This is a genomic window from Streptomyces sp. NPDC055078, from assembly GCF_053607985.1.
On the sequence record NZ_JBSGUP010000094.1, the window covers coordinates 1 to 17,880 of the forward strand.

Consider the following 17,880-nt stretch of genomic DNA (forward strand, 5'->3'; position numbering starts at 1 on the left):
GGACCCGGGAGGCGATCGCGGCCGGCGCCACCCCGGAGGCGGCCCGGACGTCGTCAGCGGTCGGCGCCCACCGCGGTGGGCACGGTTTCCCCGGCCTGGTTGAGGTCGGTTCCGAGCGTTTCGGGCAGGTAGCGCACCAGCACCACCGAGGCCACGGCAGCCACGCCCACCACATAGAAGGAGGGCGAGACCCACACACCCGTACTCGTCACCAGGGCTGCCGCGATGAGCGGCCCCGGGCCACCGATGACGGCCTGAGCCAGGTTGAAGCCGATGGACGCCCCGCTGACCCGGGTCTGCGGGGGGAAGAGTTCTACGAGCAGCACCCCGAGCATGACGTTCACCAGGGCCTCGAAGACGGCGAACAGTGCCAGGCCCGCCAGAGCGAGTCCGACGTGCCCCGTGCCGATCAGGAGGAAGCTCGGTACGGCGGCGAGGCCCAGTCCGACGGCGCCCACGATGATCGTGCGCCGGCGGCCGACGCGATCTCCGATGAGACCGGCGACCGGGCACAGCAGCGAGTACAGCGTGAGGCCCGCGATGGTGACGAGCAGTGCCTCGGTCTTTCCCCAGCCGACTACCGTGTCGAGGTGTGTGACGACGTAGACGGCGAGGTAGTAGAACCCGAGTCCCGCGACGGCGGTGGCCGCGAACACCATGGCGATACGGGAGATGCCCTCGCGGCCGAGCCGGCGCAGCGGGTCGCTCGCCACCTGGTGCTTCTGCTCCAGTTCACGGTAGACGGGGGTGTCCTCCAGCTTGAGCCGCATATACAGACCCACCACCGACAGCGGGGCGGCCAGCAGGAACGGGATGCGCCAGCCCCAGCTGCTCACCTGGTCCTCGGACAGCCAGGCGGTGACGGCCAGCGCCGTGAGACCGGCCAGCAGCACACCGAGTGCGGCCGTCGCCGAGATGACGCTGCTCCACAGCCCCCGGCGCGTTCGCGGAGCGTACTCGATGAGGAACGCCGCCGCGCCGGCGTATTCGCCACCCGCCGAGAAGCCCTGCACACAGCGCAGCAGCACGATCAGCACCGGCGCCGCGATACCGATCGTGTCGTACGAGGGTACGCAGGCGATGAGCGTGGTGGACGCGCCCATCAGCAGGACGGACAGGGTCAGTGCGGGCCTGCGTCCCGCGCGGTCGGCGAACCGGCCGAGGACGAAGCCGCCTGCGGGGCGTACGACGAAGGCGACGCCGAACACGGCCAGCGCGGCCATGAGGGAGCCCGTGGTGGAGTCCGTGGGGAAGTACAGCTCACCGATGATGACCGCGAAGAAGCCGTAGATGGCGAAGTCGAACCATTCGAGCAGGTTCCCGGCCGCCGACGCGGCGATGATCCTTCGTTCGGTGCCTCTGGGGACGGTGCCGGCGGCACCGGGCATGGAACTCATCGTTGAAATCCCTTTCGCAGGTGCCCGGACCAGTCGTACACGGCGGTGGGCGGTGCCACAGCCGGGGTGGGGACTCTCATCCACCCACCCATGGAGACCGGGAGGCAATTCGTACGTACAATTTGAGACTGTAGGGACGCCTCGAAGTCGGCGTCAACAGTCACGCAGGCATCGAAGTGGCAAGAAATTCTCAGGACACTGGATCGATTCTTGTCAATTGGTCCGTACAATATTATTCTTTCGAAGTAGCCCAGGACGGCCGGGCGAAAGCGCCGGGCCCCGGACGGGATGAGACGCCCGATGACGGATCAAGAGCGGCCCGCCACCCCCCGCAGGCCGGCGGCATACCGCGCACTCGCTGACGCGTTGCGCGCGGACATCGCTGCCGGCGTGTACAGCGAGGGAGGCAAGATGCCTACCGAGGAGGCGTTGCAGACCACATACAAGGTCAGCCGGCACACCGTCCGCCAGGCGCTCCAGACGCTGCTGTCGGAGGGGCGCATCTACCGGGTGCAGGGCAGCGGCACCTATGTCAGCGGGCGCCGGCTCTCCGGCCGGTACATGCGGTCGATCGGGTCGCTCGATGACATCGTGGTCTGGCCCGATACCGAGACCGAGGTTCTCCAGCAGTTCGCCACCCGGGCCGATCCGGCGATCGCCACCCGTCTTGAGCTGACCTATATCGAGGTGAGCATGGCTCTGGTCCGGCGGTTCATCAAGGGGGTGCCGTTCGTCGTCACCCGCCACTACGTCGCCCCGGATCTCGGCGAGACCCTGCGCGGGAACGGCATCCCGGCCCGTGGGGAGGGCACGGTCATCGGTTCCGCGGAACCCTTCCTGAAGCACCCCGTCGCCGGGGTGCGGCAGGACATCACCGCGATGAACGCCCCTGAGGAGGAGGCCGGTCTGATCGGCTGCGAGCCGGGGGACGCCATCCTGCTGATCGAGCGCCTGTACTACGACACCGCGGGGAGTTACGTCGAGTTCACGACGTCGCACTTCAATCCGCGGCGCTACGGCTATCGCATGGAACTCCGCCGGTCGCATTGAGCCGCGTGGAGCCGCATGGAGCCGCATCGAGTCGAGTCGCTCCGCCGGTCGCAAGGAGTGGCTCCGGTCCGAGGGCCGGCCCGGGGGTGGCCGGCCCCGGCCGGTTCAGCGCCGCATGATCACCGCGGTGACGGACGCGCCGTCCGTGCCGCTCACGGAACCGCCCTTGCAGTAGGCGAGACCTGTGCGCGCGTTGTCGACCTGCCTGCCGCCGGCCCGGTCGGTCAACTGCCAGAACAGCTCACAGACCTGTGCCACTCCGGTGGCTCCCACCGGGTGTCCGCGGGACAGCAGGCCACCGCTGGGGTTCACCGGGAGCGGGCCCCCGAGGCTGGTGTGGCCGGCCTCGGTCAGTCTCGCGCCCTCCCCCCGCGGCAGCAGTCCGAGCCCTTCCAGCCGGACGATCTCGGCGATGGTGAAGCAGTCGTGCATCTCCACGAAGTCGATGTCCTCGGCTCCGGAACCGGAGATGCGGTACGCCTCCTCACCCGCGCGCCGCGAGACGTCCTCCTCGTTCACATCCGTCAGCCCACTCTGAACGGTGCCGCTCACCAGGGCGCAGGCGGCCAGTTCGGGGGCGGCGCGGGCCTTGATCCGCCGCAGGCCCGCGGGGCTGGCGACCACCACGGCGGCTGCGCCGTCGCTGATCGGGGAGCAGTCGAGGAGCCCCAGGGGCTCCGCGATCGAGCGGGCGTTCAGGACGTCCTCAAGCGTGACCGGCTTCTGGTAGTGGGCGTAGGGATTCATGACCGAGTGGGCGTGATTCTTCACCGCGACCATGGCGATCTGTTCGCGGGTCGCGCCGTGATCGGCCATGTAGCGGCGGGCGCTGAGGGCGTGTCCGGCGGCGAAGATGAATCCCGAGGCGGCGTCGAGGTCGCCGGGGTCCGGCCGGACACCGCCCTTGATCCTGTCGGTCATCTTCTCGACGCCGATGACGAGCACGAGGTCGTACAGTCCGGCGCCGACGGCGATCCACGCTTCCCGCAGTGCGGTGGCACCGCTGGAGCAGTAGTTCTCGTGGTTGCTCACGGGCTTGCCCGCCAGGCCGATGCGGGCACCGATCCGCTGTCCCGCGACGGGCCCGCCGAAGACGTGCCCGGCATACAGGGCTTCGATGTCGGCCGGTTTGACAGCCGCGTCGGCCATCGCCGCACGCGCGGCGTTCGCGCCCATGGTTTCGAGGGTCATCTCGCGCGGGTGCTTGCCGAACCGGATCATGCCCGCAGCCGCGATGTGCACCGTTCCCAGCGTCATGACGACTCCTCGGGTCCGAAGGCGAACATGAGCGACTCGTCGTCGACGCCGTCGGCGGGGCGTGCTCCCAGCCGTACGGCCGCTCCGATGCGGACCGTGTCCGGGGCGAAGCCTTCGATCCGTGACATCACCCGGATGTCGTCCCGGGGCAGATCGACGTAGGCGAGGATGTACGGGGTGGGGAGCCCGGGCGGTGCCTGGCGTACCACGGTGTAGGAGTAGATCCTCCCTTCGCGCGACAGCGCGGTCCGCTTCTCGGTCGGCTCGCCGCAGGAGGGGCAGGCATCCCTCGGGGGGAACGCCTTGGTGTCGCAGTCGGGGCAGTGCGAGGCGAGGAGTGTGGGCGGGTCGGCGGTGAAGACGTCCGGCCGCATGGAGGTCGGAGGTGGGGCCATGAGTGGTCTGCCTTCGCTTTCAGATGACACCGGCGCGACGCCAGCGCGTGAGGTCCTGCGGTGTGGCACCGCCCATCCGGCGGAACACCTCCTCGTTGTCCGCGCCCAGTTGGGGAGCGGAGGCGGGTGGGGGCAGGTCGTAGCCGTCGAGGAGCGCGGGGGTGCGGATCATGCGCCGCGATCCCGCGTGCGCGTCCTCGATGTCCAGGAACATCTCCCGTGCCGCGAGGTGCGGACAGTCGTAGATCTCGGGGATCGTCTGCACCACACCGGCCGGGAGACCGCACTCGGCGAACCACGACACGATCTCGCCACGGGTACGGGAGCGGGTCCAGCGCTCGGCCTCCGGCCGGATCAGCGTCGTGAAGTTCTCGGCGCGTGACAGCACGGAGTCGAGCTTCGGGTGGCTGAGCAGATCCTCGCGATCGATCGCCCCGCACATCCGGCGCCACATCTCGTCGGTCGGAATGATCAGGGCGATGTGTCCGTCGCCGGCCTCCAGGGAGCCCAGCGGGGCGTAGCCGTCCACGCCGCGGCGCCGCTCCTGGCGGGTGAAGTCCCAGAGCATCAGTTCCCGTTCGAGCAGGGAGGCGGTCGAGTCGTACATGCTCTGGTCGACGAGGGTTCCCCGTCCGGTACGGGCCCTGCCCTGCAGGGCGGCGAGCACCGAGACGGCGGCGTGCACCGCGGTGAAGAGGTCGGCGAAGCCGGTCACCGTGGGCAGGGGCGGTCCGCCCGGCTCACCGGTGACGGCCATGACGCCGCCCATGGCCTGGATGGCGGTGTCGAAGGCGGGCCGGTCCGCGTAGACGCCGAGGTGGCCGGGGGAACGTCCGTAGCCGCTGATGGCGCAGTAGATCAGCCGCCGGTTGTCCTGGCCGAGTACGTCGTAACCGACGCCGAGCCGTTCGACCGCGCCCGGGCGCAGGTTCTCCACGATGACATCGGCCTCGGCGGCGATCCGCCGGTAGAGGGCCCGGCCTTCCTCGGTGGCGAGGTCGAGTGTGACGGACCGTTTGTTCCGGTTGTAGCTCAGGAAGCCGCCGCTGAGCCGGCCGTCCCCGTCCTCGATCAGGGGATCGTAGGACCGTCGCGGATCACCGGTGCCGGGGCGCTCGATCTTGATGACGTCGGCGCCGAGGTCGGCGAGCATCATCGCGCAGTACGGTGCCGCGATGTACTGGCCCATCTCCAGGACGACGAGTCCGTCCAGCGGCCTCATGCCGGCTCCGGTGTGCTGGTGGCGCCCGGCACGATGACCGGTTTGATGTCCTGCTGTGCCCGCATCCGGGTGAGGGCTTCGCTCGCCTGGTCCAGGGTGTACCGGTTGGGCACGAGGGTGCCGAAGTCGTAGCGGTGGCGGCTGTTCTTCATGAACCCCAGCGCCTTGCGGTACTCGGCGATGTGTCCCGACCAGGTGCCCATGATGGTCAGTTGCCGCCGGGTGATGAACCCCGGGCTGACGGGGACTTCCTTGCCCGGCCCGTCGATCTGGCCGGTGACCATGTAACGGCCGCCTTCCTTGATCATGCCGAGTCCTTCGGTGAACGCGGTCCGCGCTCCGGAGAACTCGAAGACCACGTCGGCGCCACGGCCGCCGAGGAGTTCCCGCACGGCGTCGACCCGGTCCTGTGCTTCGGGTGCGTTGGCCAGGGACACGGTGTCCGTGGCGCCGAAGGCGGTCGCGATCTTCAACCGGTCGTCGGGGGCGCCGATCGTGATGACCCGCTCCGCGCCCAGGTGGTCGGCGAGAGCGGTGGCGAACAGCCCGAGCGGGCCGGAGCCCTGGATGACGACCGTTTCCCAGGGGTTGATACGGCCGATGCGGTCGAAGGAGTGCACCACGGTGCGCAGGGCGCAACTGGCCGCCGATGCCCAGTCGGTGGGCACCTCGTCCGGCACCCTGACCCGGCCCGAGTCGGGGAAGACGTAGCAGTACTCGGCGAAGCCGCCGACGAGGTACGGGGCCTCGGCGCAGGTGGTGAACATGTAGTACTGGCGGTTGGCGCACAGGGTGGGCTGGTTGTACAGGCGGCAGTGTTCGCACTGGTTGCACGAGGCATGGGTGAAGCAGATGCGGTCGCCGAGTTCCAGCGGGGTGCCGAAGGTGTCGTGCTCGGCTCCTTCGCCGATCCGGACGACGGAGCCGACCATCTCGTGCCCGGGTATCACCGGCAGGGCCAGCGCCTGGCTGCCCGCCAGCGATCCGTCCCACAGGTGCAGGTCGGATCCGCAGACGGTGGCGGCTTCGATCCTGACGAGCAGGGCTCCGCGCTCCAGCTCGCCGGGGACGGGCAGTTCACGGATCTCCAGGGGTTCGCCGTGCGCGGTGAGGACGGCGGCTCGGCTGGTTCGGGGGACATCGATCGACATGTTCTTGACTCCTTGGTTGGTCAGCCGAGCTTGAACGGGTCGCGGGTCGCGCCTGTCAGCTCCACCCAGACCGACTTCGTCTGCAGATACGCGGCCAGGCCCTCCAGCCCGTTCTCCCGTCCGACGCCGCTGCGCCGGAAGCCGCCGTAGGGCACGTTGTAGGCGAGTACGCGGTAGGAGTTGATCCAGACGGAGCCGGCGTCGAGTACGTGGGCGACCCGGTGGGCGCGCTGCACATCGCGGGTCCACACCGCCGCGGCGAGGCCGTAGTCGGTGTCGTTGGCGATCCGTACGGCCTCGTCCTCGCTGTCGAAGGGAATGACCGAGAGCACCGGGCCGAAGATCTCCTCGCGGGCGACACGCATGTCGTTGCGCACTCCGGTGAGGATGGTGGGTTCGAAGAAGTAGCCGTCGCTCAGGGCTTCGCCGGTTGGGCGGTTGCCGCCGGCCGCCAGGGTCGCTCCCTCGTCCAGGCCGATCTCCACGTACGAGCGGACCTTGGCGAGCTGTTCGCCGAAGGCGATGGGGCCGACCTCGGTGGTCATGTCCAGCGGGTCGCCGAGCCTGATGGTCGTGACGCGCTCCGCCAGCCGGCCGACCAGTTCGTCGTGGATCTCCCTGGCGACGAGCAGCCGGCTGCCGGCGATGCAGGTCTGGCCGGTCGCGGCGAAGATTCCGGCCATGACGCCGTTCATCGCGCTGTCGATGTCCGCGTCGGCGAAGACGATGTTGGGGGACTTGCCGCCGAGTTCCAGGGTCACGTCGGCGATGTGCTCGGCGGCTGCCTTCATCACGGCCGTACCGGTGGCGGTGGAGCCGGTGAAGGTCACCTTCGCGACCCCCGGATCGGCCGACAGTGCGGCTCCCGTCTCCCCCGCGCCGGTGACGACGTTGAAGACGCCGTCAGGGAAACCCGCTTCGGCGACGAGTTCGGCGAACCTCAGGGTGGACATCGGGGTCTGCTCGGCCGGTTTGGCGACGAACGTGCAGCCGGCCGCGAGTGCCGGGGCGAGTTTGCTCGCCAGCAGGTACAGCGGGCTGTTCCAGGGGAGGATGGCCGCGACGACGCCGATCGGCTCCCGCCGGGTGTAGGTGAAGAAGTTGGTGTGCGGGGAGGGGATCGTGGCGCCCTGGATCTTGTCCGCGGCCCCCGCGAAGTACTCGTAGGTGGCCCGGAGCCCTGCCGTCTGGCCGCGCGTCTCCCGGATGACCTTGCCGTTGTCCGTGGTCTCCAGGGTGGCCAGTTCGTCGGCGTGCTCGGCGGTGAGCTGCCCCAGGCGCCGGATCAGTTCGCCCCTCGCCGAGGCGGACATGGTGCCCCACGGTCCGGTCAGGGCGTCGGCCGCGGCCTGCACCGCCTTGCGGACGTCGGCGGGCCCGCCGAGCGGGGCCCTCGCCCACTCCCGTCCCGTGAAGGGATCGACGGTGCCGAACGTCTCTCCGGTCTCGGCGTCCACCCACTTCCCGCCGATGTACATCTGCCCGTACCGGACGTCGTCCGTTCGGTTGCGTGACATCCCAGGATCCACCTTTCCGCGGTATGACCCGCGCTTGTGCTGTTGGTGAGCGGCCCGCTCGACGCGGCTTCGGCGGGAGTGTGCTGCCCTGCGCCGCCCTCGGTACGCGGTCCGCCGGGGGGGGCGGCGCCGGGCTCTCCGTCCCCGGAGCGCTGTGTCCTGAGCGCCTTGTCCGCGAAGGTCGGCGGAGCCGGGGGCCGTTCCAACTCCTCGCGAGCCATAGCCCCAAATTCGTACGTACAAATATCACGCTATTGACCGTCGCACCGAAAGTCAACAGTTCACACACCGGCGGACTGCCGCCGTTCGCAGGCGATTTGTTCGGATGTATCAGCGGCCCGGAAGGACGGCCGCGAGGAGCCCGCCCAGATCGCGGGCGTCCGGGAGAGCGTCCACGGCCGTGAACAGCGCCTCCAGCCCTTCCTCGGAGAAGTGCGTCTCCGGCCGCAGCCGCCTGGCGTTGTCCCGTACCGCCGCCGAGTCCCAGGAGAGATCCTTCGAGGAGTCCTCGATCGCGGACTCGAACCGCCGGCCGTCGACAAGGGTGAGCGTCGCGACGGCGGTCTTGGGCGGCCGGCCCGTTTCCGGCACGATGTCGATCCGGTCGACCAGTCCGAGCAGCTCCGGGTCGTCGAAACGGGTCAGCGACTCGTAGCCGATATGCCCTTCCAGCAGGGCCACGGCGATGGAGAACCGTACGCTCATGAGCGTCTGCGCCACCTCGCTGAAGGGCCCGCGGGACCCCACCCCGGGGTAGCCGGCCTCGCGTTCGTTCATCCGCACCCGCACCGAGGCCACCTCCGCGGGCTTGATCCGGCAGGCGGTTGCCAAACGCGCCGCGACCAGTGCGGGAGCCTGGTTGAACGCACAGACCGGGTAGGGCTTGAACGTGACTTCCAGCAGCCGCCACCGGGTCCCGAGGCCGGTCGCCAGATCGTCCGGCAGCGGTGCCCGCCCTCGTACGAAGCAGTCGAGGAACCCCGACTCCCCCTCGATCGCCATCGGTGAGCCCTTGGCTCCCGCGGCGGCCAGCTCTGCGGCGAGGAGTCCGTTCGACGCGGCCACACCCGACTGGTAGTGCCACTCGTCGGTGCCGGCGGCGAAGGTCTCACTGCTGCCCCCCGCGAACGCGGACGCCAGTCCCAGCGCCGACGTCATGCGGGGCGCGTCGAGTCCGAGGACCCGCCCGGTCGCCGCGGCGGCAGCCGGCGGGCCGTAGAGACCGGTCGCCCGGAACGGCGGCGTCGTGAGCTCCGTGAGCGGATCCGAGAGCGCCGTGCCCACCTCGTACCCGGCCACCATCGCGGCCAGGAAGGTGGCACCGTCCGCCTCCTCGGCCTCGGCAGCCGCCAGGGCCGCGGGTATCACCGCGACGCCCGGGTGAAACGTGCCGTGCGTGTCCTCCTGGGCGCGCGCGTGCAGCAGAGCGCTGTTGGCGAAGGCGGCGAGCGGCGCGGGCACCGTCCGGCCGGACCTCAGCACATGGGCCCTGCCCCCGGCGTCGTCCAGGGCGATCTCCGCCGCCTCGCCGAATCCCACGCCCGCCCCGGCCGCTCCGACGACCAGCGCGTGCACGAGACAGTCCTTGGCGCGCGTCACGACGGCGGGCGGCAGGCTGTCGAACTCAAGCCCGGCCGCGAAGGCGCCCAGCCGCTCCGCTACCCCCGCCATGCCACACCGTCCCTGTCCGAAAGACCACATCGGTAACACCACACAGCGGATCCCTTCCTTGACGAGAAGCACTTTTCGTCGTCGTCCTGTCCCGGCGGGAGGCCGGCGCCGCCCCTGCTCACGGATGGCGGACAGTGGCGGCAGCCCGCTCCGGCCGCCGCCCGCTCCGGACGCAGTTCGCTCCGGACGCCACTCGCGCCGCTCGCGACATGGCTCGGGGGCTGACCGGAGAACGGACTCTCGGGCGAGTGGGGCCGGCTCCGAACCTGCGGCCCCGGGAATACGGTGCGGGCACCGGCCGGCATCCGCGGCAGGTGCGCGGAACGCGGACCGAGCCTTCGGCACGGGCCGGCGACGAAGACGCCATCGCGGAACTATTTGTACGGATGAATTTGCGCCAAGCCGGGTGGAACTGTCAACCCTCCTGCACCGACGGCCTCAGGACGCGGTGCGGGGCTTTCGCTCCGATGCGAGAACGCGCCGGGCGCGGTCCAGCACCGGTTTGTCGACCATCTGGCCCCCGACCGTGGTCACCGAGTCGCCCGCCCGGACCGTTTCCCGTGCCCAGCGCAGTTCGTCATCCGTGAGTGCGAACCCGGCGGCCGTCGCGTCGATCTGAGCGGGATGAACGCACAGCTTTCCGGTGAAGCCGAGGCTCCTGGCATGCGCGATGTCGCCGTCGAGGGCCCCGGCGTCCGCGATGGCGGTGGTGACCCCGTCGACCGGCGGAGCGATTCCGGCCGCGGCGGAGGCACAGACCACCCGGGAGCGCGCGTAGCCGAGTGCGGCGTGATCGCTCGGGTCCACACCGAGCCGGCCCCCGAGATCGACGTTCCCGAAGGCGGCCCGGAGAGTCCCCGGCACGGAGCAGACGTCGAGGGCTCTCTCCACACCCAGGGGAGTCTCGATGAGGGGAATCAGTCCGCAGCGGCCCGCCGTCCGGGCCGCGATGGCCGCGAGCTGTGCGCGGTCCTCGGCTTTGGGCACGACGATCACACAACCGAGCCCGGCCGCCATGGCGAGGTCGTCGTCGCACCAGGGGGTGCCGGGTGCGTTGATCCGAACGATCGCCCGGTTGCCCCGAGCCAGCCATGCGGAGGCGTTGTCGCGCGCCCGGACCTTGTCCTCGTCCGCGACCGAGTCCTCAAGGTCGATGATGACCAGGTCGGCACCCGTGGCGACGGCCTTGTCGAAGCGATCGGGCCGGTGGGCGGGGACGAAGAGCAGACTTCTGGCCCCGGTGACCGGATACGCGGTGCCGCTCATGCGAACGTCACCTCCGCGGTGGCGTGCCGCGCCTCGCGATGGGTGGTGATGCGCAGCTCGGCGCGATCGCCCGCACTGTCTCCGTTCACGAGCAGCTGCTCGCCGACGAAGAGGGGGCGGCGCAGCCGGTAACTCAGCGACCTGACCTGTCGGCGCGGGGCGTTGCGCCGGGCGAGTTCGAGCATCAACAGGGCCAGCAGCGGCCCGTGCACGACAAGGCCCGGGTAGCCCTCCTCGTCCCGGGCGTAGGGGTCGTCGTAGTGGATGCGGTGCGAGTTGGCGGTCAGGGCACTGAACCGGAACAGCAGCGGCGCGTCCGTACGGAGCGGTATCCGCCACGTCCCCCCGGCTTCGGGGCGGCGGGAGGTGTCGAGCGCCGGAGGCGGGTGTGGGGCGGAGCCGCGGCCCGAACGGTAGACGATGTCCTGTTCCTCGATGACGCACAGACTGCCCTGCTGGCGGAACTCGTCGCGCTGGGTGACGAACAGCAGCTCTCCCGTCCGGCCCTGCTTGGCCGTTACCGCGCCCAGGCTGCTGATGCGTTCAGCCGGTTCGCCGAGGCGCAATGGCCGGCGGATGTCGCAGCGCCCGCCGGCGAACATGCGCTGCCGATCGGGCAGCGGCGGCAGGAAGCGGCCGCCCAGCGGATGCCCGTCGGCTCCGAGTTCGCCCTGCGCCGGCCAGTGCAGAAAGTAGAGCCAGTGCCACAGCGGGGGCAGCGGCCCGCCGGCCGTGGCCACCGGCCCGCGGAGGCCGAGGACGGCGGACAGGGCCGCTACGGGGCCTGCGGGCAGTGGGTCCGCGACCGTGAAGGGCGCGGGATTCCACGACTCGATGTATGAAGTGAGGGATGCGGCGGTAGGTGGCATCGGGTGTCCTTGAGGGCGGCCGGCGGGAGTGCGCGGGCGGGGCCCGGGGCCGGCGGGACCGCCTCCGGCGTGGGAGTGCGACCCCGGCCGGAGTCGCCACGGGTGCCCGACCAGCCACGTTGGCTCCAGTGTCCTGGTGGCGCACCGCCATCATGGACAGTGATGCTGGCAGTTGCCCAATAGAATGTGCTGATGCCGACATACGCGGTGTGCATACGCCGTGCCACTGCCCGCATGCGTTCCGGCGCCGTCCTGTTGCCGGGGCGCGCGGCGTATCGGGGCCGCTGTCACTCCCCGGCTCCACGCAACTGAGCCGAGGGCCACCGCCCCCCTGTCACCGCCAGGCGGATCTGATCCACCAGCGTCCGGGCGATCACCTCAACGGCCTGCGGGCTTCGCCGGAATCTCGGCGTCCCGAGAACGATGGAGCGCCACACATCCGGCTCGCACAGCGGCGCGGCGCTCAGCCTGCCCTGCGCCACGTCCTCGGCGATGCCGCCGCCCGGCAGGATCGTCCATCCGTGGCCGGCCAGGGCGAGCCGCTTCTGGACCCGCATCGAGTTGGTCTGCACGGCGACCTGCAACTCGGCACCGGCGCGGGCCGCGGCGGCCTCGATCACCGCACGCAGGGCGTGGCCGGGCGCGGGCATCACGATCGGGTGGGCCGCGACCCGCGCGAAGACGACCGGCTGATCGGCTCGCAGGCCGGCCTCCGGAGGCGCGACGGCCCACAGGCGTTCCCGCACCAGCGGCCGGGCGTGCAGGGAGGGCGTGCTGTCCAGGTTGTAGAGCAGGGTCAGGTCCAGGTCTCCGTCGTCGAGCCACTGCTGCAGATGGCCGGAGTACGCGGTCATCAGACGCAGCTCGACTCCGGGGTGATCATGTCTCACGGCCGTGACCAGCGGCTCGGCCAGCAGATCGGCTGTGCTCTCCAGCAAACCGACGGTGACGATACCGGTCACGGCGCCGGGAGTGGGCTGCACTTCGGCACGGGCCCGTTCCAGTTCGGCCAGGGCACGCCGTGCGCGATCAACCATGATCGCCCCGGCCTCCGTGGGTCTCATCCCCTGCCGGGTCCGCTCGAACAGCGGCACGCCGATCTCGTCCTCCAGCGTGCGGATCTGCCGGGTGACCGCGGGCTGTACCAGGTGCAGCAACTCGGCCGCCCGCGTGACGCTGCCCACTTCGGCCACGGTGACGATGGCTTTGAGCTGCTTGATGTCCACGAGCCCTCCCTATCCGCGCCACGCATGGAAGCATCAGAAATTGGCATTTCACATGCTCCGGTATGTGCGCGCATGATGCTACTCCGAGGCACGCCGAAACCATCGAGTAGGAGCGCGACAGCATGAGCACGCTCGACGTCCTGTCCGAGGAAGACCGGTTCATCGTGAGTACGGTGCGCGACTTCGTCGACAAGGAGGTGAAGCCGGTCGTCCGGGACCTTGAGCACGCCAACACCTACCCCGAAGCGTTGATCGAGCAGATGAAGCGGCTCGGGATCTTCGGCCTGGCCATCCCGGAGGAGTACGGCGGCACGCCCGTTTCCACCTCCTGCTATGTGCTGATCACCGAGGAACTCGCCCGGGGCTGGATGAGCCTGGCCGGCGCGATGGGCGGGCACACCGTCGTCGCCAAACTGCTGCTGCGCTTCGGCACCGAGGAACAGAAGCGCCGGTATCTGCCCGGAATGGCCGATGGGGAGATCCGGGCCACCATGGCCCTCACCGAACCGGGCGGCGGATCCGACCTCCAGGCCATGCGCACCGTCGCCCGCAAGGGCGCGAGTGGGTACTCGGTCAACGGTGCCAAGACCTGGATCACCAATTCCCGCCGCTCACAGCTGATCGCCCTGTTGTGCAAGACAGATCCCCAGGCCACTCCCCCGCACCAGGGCATCTCCATTCTCCTCGTCGAGCACGGGCCGGGTCTGACGGTCTCCCGCGATCTGCCCAAGCTCGGATACAAGGGAGTGGAGAGCTGTGAGCTGGCCTTCGACGACTACCAGGCGCCCGCCGACGCGCTGCTCGGCGGCGTCGAGGGCCAGGGGTTCGCGCAGATGATGAAGGGCTTGGAGACCGGCAGGCTCCAGGTCGCCGCCCGGGCTCTCGGCGTCGGACGGGCGGCCCTGGAGGACTCGCTCGCCTACGCCCAGGAGCGCGAGTCGTTCGGGAAGCCGATCTGGCGGCACCAGGCCATCGGCAACTACCTCGCCGACATGGCCACCCAGCTGACCGCGGCACGCCAGCTCACCCTGTTCGCGGCGCGGGAGGCGGACGCGGGACGGCGCGTGGACATGGAGGCGGGCATGGCGAAGCTGTTCGCCTCCGAGACGGCCATGCAGATCGCCCTCAACGCCGTCCGTATCCACGGCGGCTACGGCTATTCGACGGAGTTCGACGTCGAGCGGTACTTCCGTGACGCACCGCTGATGATCGTCGGAGAGGGCACCAACGAGATCCAGCGCAATGTGATCGCGAGCCAGCTCGTCAAACGCGGCGGTCTCGACGTCTGACCTGCTTCAGCCCGCGCCCCTCGATGACGGAAGCCGTCCATTGACAGCACTCCGTGGGCCGCCAGGGCGGCACGGCCCTGGGCCGGTACGGCTCCGCCGGCTACTCGGCGGTCGCGGCATCGGGGGCCCGGTCGGCTTCGCGCCGCTCGTGCAGGCGGTTGTCGATCTCTGAGCGGAGTTCGGCGAACGCCGCCGCGGTGAGGCTCGCGGGTTCGGCCTGATAGACGACCAGCTGCTGATGAGGGGCTCCATTGACCGTGAAGGCGGAGAACTGGATCCGCAGATCGCCTGCCTGGTCATGCCTGAGGTTCTTCGTCTGCCGGGTCTTGCCCTGCACATCGTGCCGCGCCCACAGTTCGGCGAATTCCGGACTCTTCGCGGAAAGGGTTTCCACGACGTCGATGATCCGCGGGGATTTCGGATCGTATCCGTAGGCGGCGCGGATCTCGGCGACGCAGGACCGGGCAGCCTTTTCCCAGTCCTGGTAGAAGTCGCGGCCCGCCGGGTCGAGGAAGACCATACGAGCCAGGTTGTCGAACCGCTGAAAGCCGCTGTGCAGTGCTGCCGCGAGGGCGTTGTGCGCCAGGATGTCCAGCGCCGGGCCCACGACGAAAGCAGGGGTGCCGGGCCAGCTGTCGAGCAGTTGCCGCAACTGCGGGTCGACCCGGTCGTGACCGGCGGGGAGAGTACGGCGTTCCTGGGGTGTCCTGGTGAGTCTGCGCAGATGGCCGACGGCCTGGTCATCAAGGTGGAGGGCGTTCGCGAGGGCGTCGACGACCTGGGATGACGGGCTGGACTCCCGCCCCTGCTCCAGGCGCATGTAGTAGTCGGAACTCACACCGGCGAGCATCGCGACTTCCTCGCGCCGCAGCCCCGGCACCCGCCGGCGGCCGTGCTCGGGCAGGCCCACATCCTGCGGTTTGAGGACTTCGCGCCGTGCTCGGAGGAACTCTCCCAGGGGGGTGTTGTCACTCATGTCCTCAGGCTAGCTCTCCCGGGTACGGCGGGCGTCGGACCGATCGCGACGGGGCTTCGGTGGGCGGCCCGTCGCGCCGGGCGGGGTGTTCGCCCGGCCCGGCGGGACCGCGTACGAGGAGGTCACGCGGCGGTGCCCGGTTCGCTGGGGGCGGGGGTGCGGGCCCGGTCCCCGAGGGGTTCGGTCGACCAGGTCGCCAGGAACCGCAGGGCGGTTTCGGAGGGGGAGCCCGGCTCCGTGCTGTAGACGAACAGGGTCTGATCGGCGTCGCCGGGCAGGGCGAGAGCCTGATAGGTGACGGTGAGGTCCCCCGCGACGGGATGGTGGTAGCCCTTGGTCCCCTCGGTTCGCTCGTGGACCCTGCGCTCGGCCCAGTGCGCGCGGAAGCGCTCGCTGCGCACGGCGAGTTCGCCGACCAGTTCGCCCAGCAGCGGGTCCTCGGGGTGGCGCCCGGCGTCCATGCGCAGCATGGCGGCGGTGTCAGCGGCGACGGTCTCCCAATCCGCGTACAGCTCGCGGGACGCGGGGTCGAGGAAGAGGAACCGGGCCTGGTTGCGCTCGTTCGCGGGCATGGCGTCGAAGTCGGCGATCAGAGCGCGGGAGAGCGAGTTGGCGGCGACCACATCGGTGCGCCGGCCCAGGACGAACGCGGGGCAGTAGGCGGCGTTCAGGGTGGAAAGCAGCTGGTGGACGGCTCGGCTGACCTGCTCGGCCGGGGCGGGGCGGGACCGCCGGGGCCTGGTGGGGCGCCGGTCCGCCAGGTCGAACAGATGTGAGCGTTCGGTACCGTCCAGGCGCAGCGCCGTCGCCAGGGCCTCAAGGATCTCCGGCGAGGCCGTACGGCTGCGGCCCTGCTCCAGGCGTGTGTAGTAGTCGACGCTGACCCCTGCCAGCTGCGCCAGCTCCTCACGGCGCAGGCCCGGTACCCGACGCCTGGATGTCCCCGGCATTCCCACGTCCGCGGGATTCAGCCTGCCGCGGCACGACCGGAGAAACTCGCCCAGTTCCACGATCTGGTTCATACCGCCATTCTCCGCGGGGCCGGCGGGCGGGAGGAGGCCCCAGGGTAGCCCTGATACACCCAGGAATCGCTGGACCGGCCCTGTGGGGCCTGTGGGGCCTGTGGGTTTGTGGGGCCTGTGGGCGGAACACGTTCTCGCTCACTCCGGGCCCCCGAGCGGGGGGCGCCGGGGGGTGGGCACCGTGTTCAGGGAGCCGAGCAGCGCCAGGGCGTCGGCGGAGGGGGTGCCCGGCTCGGCCTGGTAGACGATGATCTGCTGGGTGGGGGCGCTGCTGACGGTGAGGGCCTCGTAGTGCAGATCCAGGTCGCCGACCTCGTGGTGGTGGAAGAGTTTGGCCTCGCGGGTCTTTCCCCGCACATCGTGGCGGGCCCACCGGGTCCGGAACTCGGCGCTCCTCATCGACAGTTCGCCGACGACCTCGATCAGCCGAGGGTCGTCGGGATCGATACCGGCCGCCTGTCGCAGTGCGGCCACGCATGATTCGGCGGCGCGGTCCCAGTCGCGGTGGAAGTGGTGCGCCGCCGGGTCCAGGAACGTCATGTGCAGCAGGTTGCCGCAGGACGTGAAGCCGGTGTGCAGGGCCGCGGCGAGCTGGTTGCGGGCCAGGATGTCCAGGGCGTGGCCCAGCACGAAGGCGGGCGTGTGGCTCCAGGTGTCCAGGAGCCGTCGCAGGTGCGGGCTGACGCGTTCGACGCGGGGCGCACGGCGTATCCGGCGCGTCGTGGGGGTGGCCACCCGGTGCAGGTGTGCCACGGCGTCGTCGTCGAGGTGCAGGGCCTTGGCCACGGCTTCCAGTACCTGCTGCGAGGGGCGCCGTTCGCGGCCCTGCTCCAGGCGCATGTAGTAGTCGGTGCTCACACCGGCCAGGGTGGCGACTTCCTCGCGCCGCAGTCCGGGCACTCTGCGGCGGCCTGACGCGGGGAGCCCGGCGTCCTCGGGGCGGAGCTGGGCACGCCGGGCGCGGAGGAAGCCCCCCAGCGCATGCTCGGCGGCCGGGTGCGTTTCTGGGTCCATGCGGTCCATGCCGTCGAGGCTAGAGCGGTAGGGCGCTCTGCGGCGGGCTGGAAGGTGGGTGTACTTCTCCCAGGATTCCGGATCCCCCGCACACACCCGCCCGGCCGAACCCGCCCGCCCGTCGCCCGGCCCCACCCGGCGGCAGCGTGCTGCGACACCGGCACGGACGCGGGGACACCGGTACGGGGGCGGGCGCAGCCTGGGAACAGTACTCCCAGGAAACTCCCGGCCTTCCTGCCTCCCACGGACCTCCGCACCATGGAATGCGTCGGCAGCATCCCCGACGACCCACCCACAGGAAACACAGAACAGAGGTCTGGTCATGGCTACCTGGCTCATCACCGGCGCATCCCGCGGTATCGGTGCGGAAATCGCCCGGGCCTCGCTCGCCGAAGGCAACAACGTCGTGGTCGCGGTCCGCGACCCGGACCGTGTCCCGGAGGACTTCCAGAACTCCGACCAGGTCCTCGCCGTCGCACTGGACGTGACCGACGACGACAGCATCCCGCGTGCCGTCCAGGCCGCGGTCGACCGCTTCGGCGGTATCGACGTCCTGGT

Annotated in this window: 16 protein-coding genes; 3 read left to right on the forward strand and 13 right to left on the reverse strand. The window is 70.3% G+C overall.

Features of this window, described 5'->3' with window-relative positions:
- Positions 1-53: 53 nt before the first annotated feature.
- Positions 54-1,397 (reverse strand): MFS transporter, encoded by a 1,344-nt coding sequence (locus ACWF94_RS11260; protein ID WP_453487042.1) that lies wholly within the window; start codon positions 1,395-1,397, stop codon positions 54-56.
- Positions 1,398-1,697: 300 nt separating this feature from the next.
- On the opposite strand from ACWF94_RS11260, the gene ACWF94_RS11265 reads away from it, so the two are divergent.
- Positions 1,698-2,447: a GntR family transcriptional regulator gene (locus ACWF94_RS11265; RefSeq protein ID WP_453487044.1), complete on the forward strand. Its 750-nt coding sequence runs from the start codon at positions 1,698-1,700 to the stop codon at positions 2,445-2,447.
- A gap of 105 nt (positions 2,448-2,552) precedes the next feature.
- Here ACWF94_RS11265 and ACWF94_RS11270 read toward each other — a convergent pair whose 3' ends face one another.
- The 9 genes from ACWF94_RS11270 to ACWF94_RS11310 form a co-directional block, all read right to left on the reverse strand.
- A complete protein-coding gene (locus ACWF94_RS11270) occupies positions 2,553-3,704 on the reverse strand; it encodes a thiolase family protein (protein ID WP_453487046.1) in 1,152 nt (383 codons plus the stop codon).
- On the reverse strand, positions 3,701-4,099 hold the full coding sequence (locus tag ACWF94_RS11275) for a Zn-ribbon domain-containing OB-fold protein (protein WP_453487047.1): 399 nt from the start codon (positions 4,097-4,099) through the stop codon (positions 3,701-3,703). Before ACWF94_RS11275 ends, ACWF94_RS11270 begins: the two co-directional genes overlap by 4 nt.
- Positions 4,100-4,118: 19 nt before the next feature.
- On the reverse strand, positions 4,119-5,321 hold the full coding sequence (locus ACWF94_RS11280) for a CaiB/BaiF CoA transferase family protein (RefSeq protein ID WP_453487049.1): 1,203 nt from the start codon (positions 5,319-5,321) through the stop codon (positions 4,119-4,121).
- Entirely contained in the window at positions 5,318-6,472 is a 1,155-nt protein-coding gene (locus ACWF94_RS11285; RefSeq protein ID WP_453487050.1) for a zinc-binding dehydrogenase, read from the reverse strand. Before ACWF94_RS11285 ends, ACWF94_RS11280 begins: the two co-directional genes overlap by 4 nt.
- 20 nt (positions 6,473-6,492) lie before the next feature.
- Positions 6,493-7,989, reverse strand: a complete 1,497-nt coding sequence (locus ACWF94_RS11290) for an aldehyde dehydrogenase (RefSeq protein ID WP_453487052.1) — start codon at positions 7,987-7,989, stop codon at positions 6,493-6,495.
- 330 nt (positions 7,990-8,319) lie between these two features.
- Positions 8,320-9,660: an MmgE/PrpD family protein gene (locus ACWF94_RS11295; RefSeq protein ID WP_453487054.1), complete on the reverse strand. Its 1,341-nt coding sequence runs from the start codon at positions 9,658-9,660 to the stop codon at positions 8,320-8,322.
- A gap of 438 nt (positions 9,661-10,098) precedes the next feature.
- Entirely contained in the window at positions 10,099-10,926 is an 828-nt protein-coding gene (locus ACWF94_RS11300; RefSeq protein WP_453487055.1) for an HpcH/HpaI aldolase/citrate lyase family protein, read from the reverse strand.
- Positions 10,923-11,795, reverse strand: a complete 873-nt coding sequence (locus ACWF94_RS11305) for a hypothetical protein (RefSeq protein ID WP_453487057.1) — start codon at positions 11,793-11,795, stop codon at positions 10,923-10,925. The genes ACWF94_RS11300 and ACWF94_RS11305 overlap by 4 nt, the downstream gene beginning before the upstream one ends.
- A 287-nt stretch (positions 11,796-12,082) precedes the next feature.
- Positions 12,083-13,021: a LysR family transcriptional regulator gene (locus ACWF94_RS11310; RefSeq protein ID WP_453487058.1), complete on the reverse strand. Its 939-nt coding sequence runs from the start codon at positions 13,019-13,021 to the stop codon at positions 12,083-12,085.
- Between the two features lie 122 nt (positions 13,022-13,143).
- On the opposite strand from ACWF94_RS11310, the gene ACWF94_RS11315 reads away from it, so the two are divergent.
- The gene (locus tag ACWF94_RS11315) at positions 13,144-14,310 is read left to right on the forward strand and encodes an acyl-CoA dehydrogenase family protein (protein ID WP_453487060.1); all 1,167 of its coding nucleotides are present in this window, start codon (positions 13,144-13,146) and stop codon (positions 14,308-14,310) included.
- 100 nt (positions 14,311-14,410) lie between these two features.
- Here ACWF94_RS11315 and ACWF94_RS11320 read toward each other — a convergent pair whose 3' ends face one another.
- From ACWF94_RS11320 to ACWF94_RS11330, 3 genes are all read right to left on the reverse strand, one after another.
- Positions 14,411-15,286: a helix-turn-helix transcriptional regulator gene (locus tag ACWF94_RS11320; RefSeq protein ID WP_453487062.1), complete on the reverse strand. Its 876-nt coding sequence runs from the start codon at positions 15,284-15,286 to the stop codon at positions 14,411-14,413.
- Between the two features lie 122 nt (positions 15,287-15,408).
- Positions 15,409-16,308, reverse strand: a complete 900-nt coding sequence (locus ACWF94_RS11325) for a helix-turn-helix transcriptional regulator (protein WP_453487064.1) — start codon at positions 16,306-16,308, stop codon at positions 15,409-15,411.
- 138 nt (positions 16,309-16,446) lie between these two features.
- Positions 16,447-17,322, reverse strand: a complete 876-nt coding sequence (locus tag ACWF94_RS11330) for a helix-turn-helix transcriptional regulator (protein WP_453487068.1) — start codon at positions 17,320-17,322, stop codon at positions 16,447-16,449.
- A gap of 322 nt (positions 17,323-17,644) precedes the next feature.
- Here ACWF94_RS11330 and ACWF94_RS11335 point away from each other — a divergent pair.
- A partial coding sequence (locus ACWF94_RS11335; protein WP_453487066.1) for an SDR family NAD(P)-dependent oxidoreductase occupies positions 17,645-17,880 on the forward strand: 236 nt, incomplete at its 3' end.

Coding starts and splice junctions, on each gene's coding strand:
- ACWF94_RS11260 (WP_453487042.1), bottom strand. CDS start 1,397: ATGAGTTCCATGCCCGGTGCCGCCGGCACCGTCCCCAGAGGCACCGAA.
- ACWF94_RS11265 (WP_453487044.1), top strand. CDS start 1,698: ATGACGGATCAAGAGCGGCCCGCCACCCCCCGCAGGCCGGCGGCATAC.
- ACWF94_RS11270 (WP_453487046.1), bottom strand. CDS start 3,704: ATGACGCTGGGAACGGTGCACATCGCGGCTGCGGGCATGATCCGGTTC.
- ACWF94_RS11275 (WP_453487047.1), bottom strand. CDS start 4,099: ATGGCCCCACCTCCGACCTCCATGCGGCCGGACGTCTTCACCGCCGAC.
- ACWF94_RS11280 (WP_453487049.1), bottom strand. CDS start 5,321: ATGAGGCCGCTGGACGGACTCGTCGTCCTGGAGATGGGCCAGTACATC.
- ACWF94_RS11285 (WP_453487050.1), bottom strand. CDS start 6,472: ATGTCGATCGATGTCCCCCGAACCAGCCGAGCCGCCGTCCTCACCGCG.
- ACWF94_RS11290 (WP_453487052.1), bottom strand. CDS start 7,989: ATGTCACGCAACCGAACGGACGACGTCCGGTACGGGCAGATGTACATC.
- ACWF94_RS11295 (WP_453487054.1), bottom strand. CDS start 9,660: ATGGCGGGGGTAGCGGAGCGGCTGGGCGCCTTCGCGGCCGGGCTTGAG.
- ACWF94_RS11300 (WP_453487055.1), bottom strand. CDS start 10,926: ATGAGCGGCACCGCGTATCCGGTCACCGGGGCCAGAAGTCTGCTCTTC.
- ACWF94_RS11305 (WP_453487057.1), bottom strand. CDS start 11,795: ATGCCACCTACCGCCGCATCCCTCACTTCATACATCGAGTCGTGGAAT.
- ACWF94_RS11315 (WP_453487060.1), top strand. CDS start 13,144: ATGAGCACGCTCGACGTCCTGTCCGAGGAAGACCGGTTCATCGTGAGT.
- ACWF94_RS11320 (WP_453487062.1), bottom strand. CDS start 15,286: ATGAGTGACAACACCCCCCTGGGAGAGTTCCTCCGAGCACGGCGCGAA.
- ACWF94_RS11325 (WP_453487064.1), bottom strand. CDS start 16,308: ATGAACCAGATCGTGGAACTGGGCGAGTTTCTCCGGTCGTGCCGCGGC.
- ACWF94_RS11330 (WP_453487068.1), bottom strand. CDS start 17,322: ATGGACCCAGAAACGCACCCGGCCGCCGAGCATGCGCTGGGGGGCTTC.